Raw genomic sequence first — 9,505 nt, forward strand, 5'->3', positions numbered from 1 at the left:
GCTGGCTTTGCTTCTCAAGAGGCCTTGTCAAACCTGGTAGGCGGTGTTTTTATTATCACATTTAAGCCTTTCAAAATTGGCGACGTGATAAAACTGAGTGATGCCATGGTAGGAACCGTGACTGATATTACCTTGCGACACACCATTATTCGTAATAATGAGAATAAAATGATTGTGGTTCCAAATGCGGTGATCAACAAAGAAAAATTGATCAATTATGATTTAGGTGATCCAAAATGTTGCGAGCTTATTGAAATGGGTATTACCTATGATAGCGATATTGATCTTGCCAAAAAGATATTGGCCGAAGAATGCGCAAAACATCCATTAATTCTTGATAACCGATCTAAAAAAGATATCAAAGAGGGGAAACCAATGATCCGAACAGCACTTATCAAATTTAACGACTCTTCAATCACGATCAGAGCTTGGGCTTGGGCACGCAGCTATAAAGAAGCATTTGCTATGAAATGTGATGTTTATGAAAGTGTAAAAAAACGTTACGATAAGGAAGGTGTTGGATTGGCGTTTCCGACGCGGACAGTTTATCTTATAAATGGGGGAGAAGTGGCAGATCAGCGTGATGACAAACTATAAAATTAAAGGCTTCAATCTAGATTGGAGGCAATCCATCTTGAATTTTATCTGATTATTTCGGAAAACTACCTGAAAAATTGAAACCGTTAATTATGTTCCATACGGCATAATTTTATCACTTCATCTCTTACTTTTTGAATCTTTGAATCCAATAATCCGATACTTTTCATTTGCTCGGTAGCATCCATAAGCTCTTTAACTAAAATGACATCCTTGTCGTAGGAGTATTTTATAAGAATCACTTTGCGTAAAAAGAAGTAGGAAATGTTAATATATTTATTCAGATAGGGATTCGGTTTTTGATCAGAAGGTAAAATAATATTACATCCCACGAGTTTCCTTCAGCTTCAAACGCGCCTTTATTCGCAGCTTCCATAATTCCGGGGCCACCTCCGGTCATGACTGTAAATCCGATTTTTGATAAGGCAGCGCCGATTTTTTCTGCACTTTTATAATGATCAGAATCTGCGGTGAATCTGGCTGAGCCAAATACAGTGACGCAAGGTCCGATAAAATGCATTTTCCGAAACGCTTTTATAAAGTTGAAAAACACTTTAATGGCAAAATTGAAATCCCTAAATCGCGACAATGGCCCTCTTACAAACAAGGATTCATCTCTAGATAGCTTTATTTTTTGATCAGTCTCCATATATGATTTTATGCTGTTTTTTTATAACTCCAAACTGCCAATCCGTTCATAACAATAGCGTAAATAAGTGTTTTAATAAGCTGCGGAAGTATGTCCATAAATCCAGAACCTTTAAGCATGACCATCCGCATCACTTGAACAAAGTATTTTATGGGATTGAATTCGGTAATGATTTGCGCCCAGCGTGGCATACTTTCAATAGGCGTGAACAATCCGCTCATCAGAATAAATATAACCATAAAAAACCAAGCAATAAACATGGCTTGTTGTTGTGTATCGGTAAAATTCGAAATGAATAAACCAATCCCCAAAATCACTAAAATATAAATGGAGGTGTAGAAATACAGGAGGGCTAAACTGCCGATGATTGGGATGTTAAATATCAAGCGCGCCAGTATCAACCCGACTGTTAATAAACCCATGCCAATAACCCAAAACGGGAAGAGTTTTCCGATGATAAATTGACTTTTCTTAATCGGCGTGACGTTGATTTGCTCTAAGGTTCCAATTTCTTTTTCGCGGACAATATTCATTCCGGATAGAAAAAGTGTAATCATGGTTACTAACAACACCAAAATTCCCGGTACCATAAAAGTTTTATAGTTTAGGGTTTCGTTGTACCAAAACAAGGGAATGGTGTCAATATTTAAAGGTTGTATTTGAGCGTCTGAAACTTGCATCAAATCCGTTTTGAGATGCTTGTTATAGTTTTGTAGTATTTGTGTAAGATACACGTTTTCAACACCAGCGGCAGCGCCATCAATGGCATTAATAGTGACGCCTAAATTACTGTGCTTTTCTTTTTGTAAATCCCGTTCAAAATGCCGCGGAATATCCAAAACAACATCAATTTCTCCTTTCAACATGGCTGCACTCGCGTTTTTTTCTGAAGAAAAATCAGTTAACACATTAAAGTAGGTGGAGGCATTGAATTTTTCTATTAACGCTCTCGAGGTTGAGGTGTGATCATTGTCGATATAACCAAATTTGATGTTTTTAACTTCAAAAGTGGCAGCATTAGATAAAATAACGAGTTGGAGTAACGGCAAAACAAAAATAATAGGCAGCATGCCTTTATTTCTAAAGATTTGCTTGAACTCTTTTTGTATGATGTATAGGATTGTTTTCATAATTCTAAATAAGAATAAAGAATAAAGAACACAGACAAGAGAAGAATCTTTCTTAATTAATTCAGATCTGTAGTCTATCCTCTATTATCTATTTTCTTTCATCTGTTTCACTCCAATCTCTAAATAAGAACAAAGAATAAAGAACAAAGACAAGAGAAGAGTCTGTCTTAATTAATGCAAATCTTTAGTCTATAATCTTTTGTCTATCCTCTATTATCTATTTTATTTCATCTGTTTTATTCCAACCTAATCTTATATTTCTTCACACTCAATGCAATAAATAATACCGTCATTCCCAATAAAATCAAGGTTTCTTTCCATATGAATTGCAATCCCACACCTTTAAGCATGATCGCTTTAAGGATGATAATGAACCATTTGGCAGGAATTATGTTACTAATGACTTGAAGTGGAATAGGCATACTCGAAATAGGGAAAATAAATCCGGATAATAATATCACGGGAAGCATCAATCCCATTAATGAAATCATCATGGCAGCTTGTTGGGTCGTCGCAATTGTTGAGATTAATATGCCTAATGACAAAGAGGTGATGATGAACAATACACTTTCCATAGCCAATAAAAACAGACTTCCTTGAACAGGCATATTAAAGATGAAAATGCTCAACATGACAATGATAGTCGCATTGATAATCGATAAAAATATATAGGGAAACACTTTTCCTACAATCACTTGAAATGGTTTTAAGGGCGATACTAAAAGGATTTCCATGGTGCCCAATTCCTTTTCCCGTGTGATGGAAATGGAGGTCATCATTGCCGAAACCAACATTAAAATAATGGTCATCACACCGGGAACAAACATATACACGCTTTTTAATTCTGGATTATAAACCATGCGTGTTTGTGGAACTATTTGATAAGCAATCGTAATATCCTTGTTCAATTCCTTTTGATATTGTTGGAGGATGGCATTTATGTAATTGGTAATCGTATTCGCGGTATTTGGATCAGTGGCATCGGTAATAATTTGGATGGTTGCTTTGTGTTCTTTGATGAGGTTTTTGCTGAAATCCTTTTCGAAATTTAAAACGGCTTTGACCTGTCCTTTTTGAAACACCGTAGCGATATTCGCTTCACGTGTGATCATTTGTTTGATACTGAAATATTTTGAAGCCGCGATTTTATTAATAATTTCTTCAGTAGTGGCATCTTTTGAATGGTCTAAAATAGCGATATCCACGTTATTGATTTCATTGGTAATCGCAAAACCAAACAGCAAAATTTGGGCAATCGGCATTCCGAAGAGAATAAACAATGAGCGTTTATCCCTAAAAATATGGTAGAATTCCTTTTGTATAAAACCCTTGAATCTTTTCATCTTCAGTCCCTGCGAAGGCGGGGATCTCTATTTAGAACTATTATTATTTGCCTCTGAAAGCACTCCCAAATTCAGGGGTCGCTTTTGGTTATGTCACTTTATTTTTGTTTCTTATTAGTTTGATTCTAGTTTGTTATGTCTGTTTAGTTCAACTAATTGTTTAATTGGAATTGTTCTGTAAATTGGAATTGCAAACTCCTTTTATCCACGTGCCAACTTCAAAAACACCTCATTCATACTATCCAAATCAAACTGTTCTTTTAGTTTTTTCGGCGTATCCAAAGCTTCAATTTTTCCGTTGACCATGATGGAAACGCGGTCGCAATATTCGGCTTCATCCATATAATGTGTGGTCACAAAAACGGTCGTGCCTTGATTGGCGGCTTTGTAGATCAGTTCCCAAAATTGACGTCTGGTTATGGGATCGACACCTCCTGTCGGTTCATCTAAAAACACGATTTTAGGATCATGAATTAAAGCCACAGAAAACGATAATTTTTGTTTCCAGCCCAATGGTAAATCGCCTACTAAAGTATATGCAACATTTTCGAGTCCTAGTTCTTTAAGTAAAGCATCCGATTTTTCTTTGATGCTCTTTCTGGATAACCCATAAACACCACCAAAAAATGTGATATTTTCTTTAACGGTTAAATCATTATACAAGCCAAATTTCTGACTCATATAACCAATGTTCTTCTTGATGTCTTCGGCTTGAGTAAACACATCAAATCCGGCGATTGTCGCCTTTCCAAAGGTTGGCGTGGAAATGCCGATCAGCATTTTAATGGCCGTCGTTTTTCCTGCGCCATTGGCACCAAGAAATCCAAAGATCTCTCCTTTTTCAATGTCAAAAGTAATGGCGTCAACCGCCGTAAAATCGCCAAACATTTTGGTTAAACCTTCTACCTGTATGACTTTGTTGTTGTTCATATTTATTTCCCACGAAAGTGGTAATCTTATTGATTTACTTGAGTTTATCGGTCTCATGTTTAATTAAAAACATGTGCTTTAGCTTCTAAAAATTTTTGACACGAATTTCACGAATTCCCACAAATTCATTCGTTCCCTGAAAATGCTGACATGAGCTCTATACTATAAATTTCACCAATAAACAGCCTTTCAGTCTGCTTTAAAACCTGATGTTTCAGTCTATTGTGATTTGTTTTATTTCTACAAAATTTTTAAAACCTCACAGATCTTTCTGTTTTGTCTCATCGTCTGCAGTCGAGATGTCGCTTTTTAGGAGTTTTTTTTAAGTTCAGTTTGATATTCTTGTTTTCGCCAATTCCATAAAAACATCTTCAATAGTAGCTTCGGTCTTTTCGATTTGAATTTCTAAAAGTTTTTTTGACTCTAGATATTCACGTAATTCCTTCGGATTAAAATCGGCTCTTTTATCGGTATAATGCACAAATTCGCCAAAAGGATAGGCACTATGGTTGAATTCGTAAGCCTTTAAACTAGTGATCAGTTGATACGTATTATTCGCACGAACCTTGTAAATTGATTTTGGATAATTCTTTACAATAGCTTCAGGCGTGTTAATCTCCAAGATTTTTCCATCTTGAATAAGCGCCACGCGATCGCAAAGCTCGGCTTCATCCATATAAGGAGTGGATACCAAAATGGTAATGTCCTTTTGTTGCAGGCGTTTTAGCATTTCCCAAAATTCCTTTCGAGATACTGGGTCAACGCCTGTGGTGGGTTCATCTAAAAACAACACTTTTGGTTTGTGAATCAGGGCACAACACAAAGCCAATTTCTGTTTCATACCGCCAGACAGTTTACCAGCCCGACGATCTTTAAAAGGTTCAATTTGGACATAGATATCTTTTATCAAATCGTAGTTTTCTTCGATGGTTGTTCCGAAAATAGTAGCGAAAAAATTTAGGTTTTCAGCAACGGTTAAATCTTGATATAACGAAAATCTGCCAGGCATATACCCAATAGTATTCCGGATTTCTTTGTAATCTGTCAGCACATCAAAACCAGCAACGGTTGCTGTTCCTTCATCAGCAATCAACAATGTGGTCAGAACTCTGAAGAGCGTTGTTTTACCGGCGCCATCAGGTCCTATAAGCCCGAAAAGCTCCCCAGGTTTTACCTCAAAGGAAATGTTCTGTAAAGCTTTTACGGTTTTATAGGACTTTAATATATTGGCTACCGTGATACTCATTTATTTGAAATAATCAGAATATAGGTTTACGTTTTCTTCAATACTGTGCTTTAATTTTGAAGCTTCCTCAAGTGATTGTGTTTTTGAAAGTGCTTCAATTTTAGCCATTAATGGTAAAAGCCAAACATGCAAATTATCATGTGAAGGGCCTTTCATTGTACAATTTTTTACAACATAATTTTTGTCGTTATTGAGTTGTTCTGCTAATTTGTAGTAGTCTTCCAATGTTTTGGTCGGCTGTGTTTTGAGAAGGTTTTGCATTTTTTTAACGCCCTCATTAGTTTCTGGATTGGCTTCCCATTTGGCGCCATTGTTCGTTTCCATTTCAGAGGACCAGTTGTTGCCTAGTCCATCATCACTTAAATGGTGGTCGTCATTATGATCATCGTGCGAAGCTGCTTCAACTTCTTGATGTGAGCTGTGATCTATTGCATTTTCTGCTTTTTTATTGTCGTTGCATCCCGTAAAAATGAATGCTAACATGGCGGTTGATAAGAGTGCTTTTTTCATAATAGTAATTTTAAAGGGGTTGATTGTAATCGTTTTTATTTAGTTTGACTTTTCATTTTTTTGAATCCATAGTTCTGCCGGCATTCCTGTTTTTAAGCTGCCATCGTTAACGACCTCAACTTTTACGGCATATACCAATGCGATGCGTTCTTCTTTGGTTTGAATGATTTTCGGTGTAAATTCTGCTTCCGAAGCTATCCAACTAATTTTTCCTTTATAGGATTTCATGGCGTCGGCGTCGTCAATTTTCACGGTCACTTCTTGTCCGATAATTATATTTGACAATTGGGTTTCATTGATATAGACGCGTAATTGCATCGTCCTTAAATCGGCAATTTTATAAAGTGGTTTTCCAAAAACAGTAATTTCATTGGGTTCGGCATATTTGGATAATACCGTACCATTTATCGGATTGATGATTTTGCTTTTCTGGATTTGGTCATCAAGTTGTTTTAATTGCACGTCAATACTTTTTAATTCGTTGACCACAGGTGCATTTTGAAATTCAACACTGATAATTTGGTTTTTGATCACATCGATTTCCCCTTGAACATCATCCAATTGTTTTTGAGTTCCGGCATTGTCTTTTATCAGATTTTCAGTTCGTGATTTGTTGGTGTTCGCTGTTTTTAATTTGGCATTCAGCACGTTAATTTGAGATAATACGCCTTTTGATTTTGAGCTCACGACTGCTTTTGAAACTTCCAGTTGTTCGCGCTTTAATGCCAATGGAATGGTGTCGATATACCCTAGAAATTGATTTTTTTCGAGTTTGTCGCCTTCGTTGATATCAAATTGCATCAGTTTTCCAGTGTTTTCGGCAGAGATTGTTATTTCGGTAGCTTCAAAATTTCCGTAACCGTCTGCTTTTCCGTTCGAATTGTTACAGGACAACAAGCTGGTAGTTATGATGCTTAGTGCTAGAATATAAAGATGGCTTTTCATTTGTTCTTATTTGTTTTCCGCTGATTTCGATGATTTAGCTGGATTCTTTCTGCGACCATCTGCACGATCTGCGGACATATTCTTATTGCCCATTAATGACCTTGTAATTTGCTTTGGCCAGTTGTAACTGAATCTTATGTTTTATCAGGGTGTTTTCATCTTTATATAAATTAGTGAGTTCGGTGATGTAGGCCGATGATGTGATGACTCCGTTTTTGAGTTGTGAATCGGCTGCCATAAGAACTTCATTTCTGAGATTGATGATTTCCATATCGGAGGCAATGAATCTTTCAATTTTATCGATCTCTTTTTGCTGTTGATTCAATTCGATATTGGTGTTCAACTTAAAGGTTTCGGTCTCCGTATCAATGATGTCTTTGTTGATGGATAAGGATTCGCGCTGTTTTTTATTGGCATTCCAGTCGAATACATTCCAATTGAATTTAACGCCAACTGTGTAAAAGGACTGGAAGGAATTATTGAGCATGTTCAAACCTGGGTTTCCATAACCACCAGTGGCAAACCCAAGGATTTTTGGTGAATTTTGTTTGGATATCAAAGCTTCGCTGCTTTCGATTTCTTCTTTTTTAAGTTGAAATAATGCTAATTCTGGTCGGTTTAAGTCGGTTTTCAACTCCGTTTCCACCAACAGATTTTGAAAGATGGTTGAAGTATTCAACACTTGGCCAATAAGTTGTGAGAGTGTTTCGATGAGTGCGGTTTTGTTACTTTCAACTTCTATGGATTGTTGGTTCAGTTTTAAAAGTTCAGCTTCAAGGATTTTATCTGATGCTGGTAAAAGGGCACCATAAGTGATCCCGGATTTTACTTCCTTTAACTTAGCTTGTAATTGCTCACGTTTCGCTTTTAATAATAAATCGTTTTCCTGTGCTAATAAAATGGAAAAATAGAGCTGATTGATCTTTTGCTTGAGTTGATAGAGGTTGACTTCAATTTGTTTCTGTTTGGACTTCAGTTGTGCAGATTTCAGATTCAATGAAGCATCCGTTGCGCCGCCATTATAGATAAGTTGATTCATTGATAGGGTAGCGCGGTATTGGTCTTTATTTGGAGGAGCGATGCCAGTATTTGGAATGGGGACTTCAATCACATCCGACTGATACGTGGCTTGTGCATCCAGACTTAACTGAGGCAGTTTTGCCTTGGAAATAACCTCTTGTTCCAATTGGTTTTGTGCATCGAGCAATTGCGATTGTTTGGCCAAAGGGTAGTTGGCAGTCGCAAGTTCATAACATTCCTGAAGTGATAAGGTTTGTTGTGAAACCATGGTTGTGGTCATTAGGCCTATTAAAATGATGGTTATCCGTTTCATTTTAGGTTTGTTTTATGGAATTGATAATAAAATCGGCAACTTCTGTTTTACGACGTTCTACAAATTCTTTATAGGTTTTTTCATCTTTGTCTGTAAATGCCTTGACTAACGGTTTTCCTAAAAAAGGGAAGATATTAAGCGCGAGAATGTTGACGAACAGCTGTTCAGCATCTATCGGATTTATAAGTCCTTGGTTAATTTCGGCATCTACTTTGGCTTTGAATTTTTCGAGGTTCGGAAATCCTGTATTTTCTTTCAGTCTTAGAACGAAATCTTCATTTCTGTTGAGCTCTTGAATGATAAAGTTTGGCAAATAGGGATGCTTCATCATGAAAGAGGTATAGTTAAATGTGAAACTTCTGATCTTATCTTCAATGGAGGAATCATCGTTTAAAATAATATTCAATTGGGGCGCCAAAAGTGAAAAGGCATTCTTGAAAACAGCTTCAAAAAGGAGTTGCTTGCTTCTGTAGTAATAATGAAGCATGGCTTTGTTGATTCCGGCGACATCGGCAATTTCTTGCATTCGTGCGCCTTCCATGCCTTTGGATTGAAATACGTCTTTGGCAGCGTCCAGGATTTGTTGTTCCGTCGTTGCTTCTTTCTCTTTTCTCATGTCAACTATAAGGTTTAACCAAATGGTTAGTAAATATACAAAAAATAATCAAACGGTTTTCAGTTTGATCATTTTTTAGCAATCCTGTCCTAAACGTTTTATGATTAAGTAAATCTCCTTAGTTTCATTGAGTTTATTGCCTGAAAATCGTGCTTTTCAAAATAGAACCCCTTGAATATATTCTTGGGGTATTTCTGGGGGCTCCT

At 36.6% G+C, this 9,505-nt stretch carries 11 protein-coding genes; 1 reads left to right on the forward strand and 10 read right to left on the reverse strand.

The genetic code is table 11. From position 1 onward, the window contains the following. The coding region (locus tag ABIQ28_RS04880) for a mechanosensitive ion channel family protein (RefSeq protein WP_348035731.1) at positions 1-597 on the forward strand (597 nt) is incomplete at its 5' end. Positions 598-683: 86 nt separating this feature from the next. On the opposite strand, the gene ABIQ28_RS04885 is transcribed toward ABIQ28_RS04880, so the two are convergent. From ABIQ28_RS04885 to ABIQ28_RS04930, 10 genes are all read right to left on the reverse strand, one after another. Then, a complete protein-coding gene (locus ABIQ28_RS04885) occupies positions 684-839 on the reverse strand; it encodes a hypothetical protein (RefSeq protein WP_348035733.1) in 156 nt (51 codons plus the stop codon). Positions 840-877: 38 nt separating this feature from the next. Continuing rightward, positions 878-1,246 carry a hypothetical protein gene (locus tag ABIQ28_RS04890; protein ID WP_348035734.1) on the reverse strand — a complete coding sequence of 123 codons (369 nt, stop codon included), beginning with the start codon at positions 1,244-1,246 and terminating at the stop codon, positions 878-880. Positions 1,247-1,254: 8 nt separating this feature from the next. Next, the gene (locus tag ABIQ28_RS04895) at positions 1,255-2,376 is read right to left on the reverse strand and encodes an ABC transporter permease (RefSeq protein WP_348035735.1); all 1,122 of its coding nucleotides are present in this window, start codon (positions 2,374-2,376) and stop codon (positions 1,255-1,257) included. A 236-nt stretch (positions 2,377-2,612) separates the two neighbouring features. Beyond that, a complete protein-coding gene (locus ABIQ28_RS04900) occupies positions 2,613-3,719 on the reverse strand; it encodes an ABC transporter permease (protein ID WP_348035736.1) in 1,107 nt (368 codons plus the stop codon). 201 nt (positions 3,720-3,920) lie between these two features. Further along, positions 3,921-4,649 (reverse strand): ABC transporter ATP-binding protein, encoded by a 729-nt coding sequence (locus ABIQ28_RS04905; RefSeq protein ID WP_348035738.1) that lies wholly within the window; start codon positions 4,647-4,649, stop codon positions 3,921-3,923. Between the two features lie 328 nt (positions 4,650-4,977). Then, a complete protein-coding gene (locus ABIQ28_RS04910) occupies positions 4,978-5,895 on the reverse strand; it encodes an ABC transporter ATP-binding protein (protein ID WP_348035739.1) in 918 nt (305 codons plus the stop codon). Further along, complete coding sequence (locus ABIQ28_RS04915) at positions 5,896-6,405, reverse strand: hypothetical protein (RefSeq protein WP_348035741.1); 510 nt, start codon at positions 6,403-6,405, stop codon at positions 5,896-5,898. A gap of 39 nt (positions 6,406-6,444) precedes the next feature. Then, on the reverse strand, positions 6,445-7,350 hold the full coding sequence (locus ABIQ28_RS04920) for an HlyD family efflux transporter periplasmic adaptor subunit (protein WP_348035742.1): 906 nt from the start codon (positions 7,348-7,350) through the stop codon (positions 6,445-6,447). 82 nt (positions 7,351-7,432) lie between these two features. Further along, positions 7,433-8,683 carry a TolC family protein gene (locus ABIQ28_RS04925; protein ID WP_348035743.1) on the reverse strand — a complete coding sequence of 417 codons (1,251 nt, stop codon included), beginning with the start codon at positions 8,681-8,683 and terminating at the stop codon, positions 7,433-7,435. 1 nt (position 8,684) lies between these two features. Beyond that, positions 8,685-9,299, reverse strand: a complete 615-nt coding sequence (locus tag ABIQ28_RS04930) for a TetR/AcrR family transcriptional regulator (protein ID WP_348035745.1) — start codon at positions 9,297-9,299, stop codon at positions 8,685-8,687. Positions 9,300-9,505: the final 206 nt, after the last annotated feature.

It is taken from the genome of Gelidibacter sp., from assembly GCF_039916245.1.
Taxonomy (GTDB): Bacteria; Bacteroidota; Bacteroidia; order Flavobacteriales; family Flavobacteriaceae; genus Gelidibacter.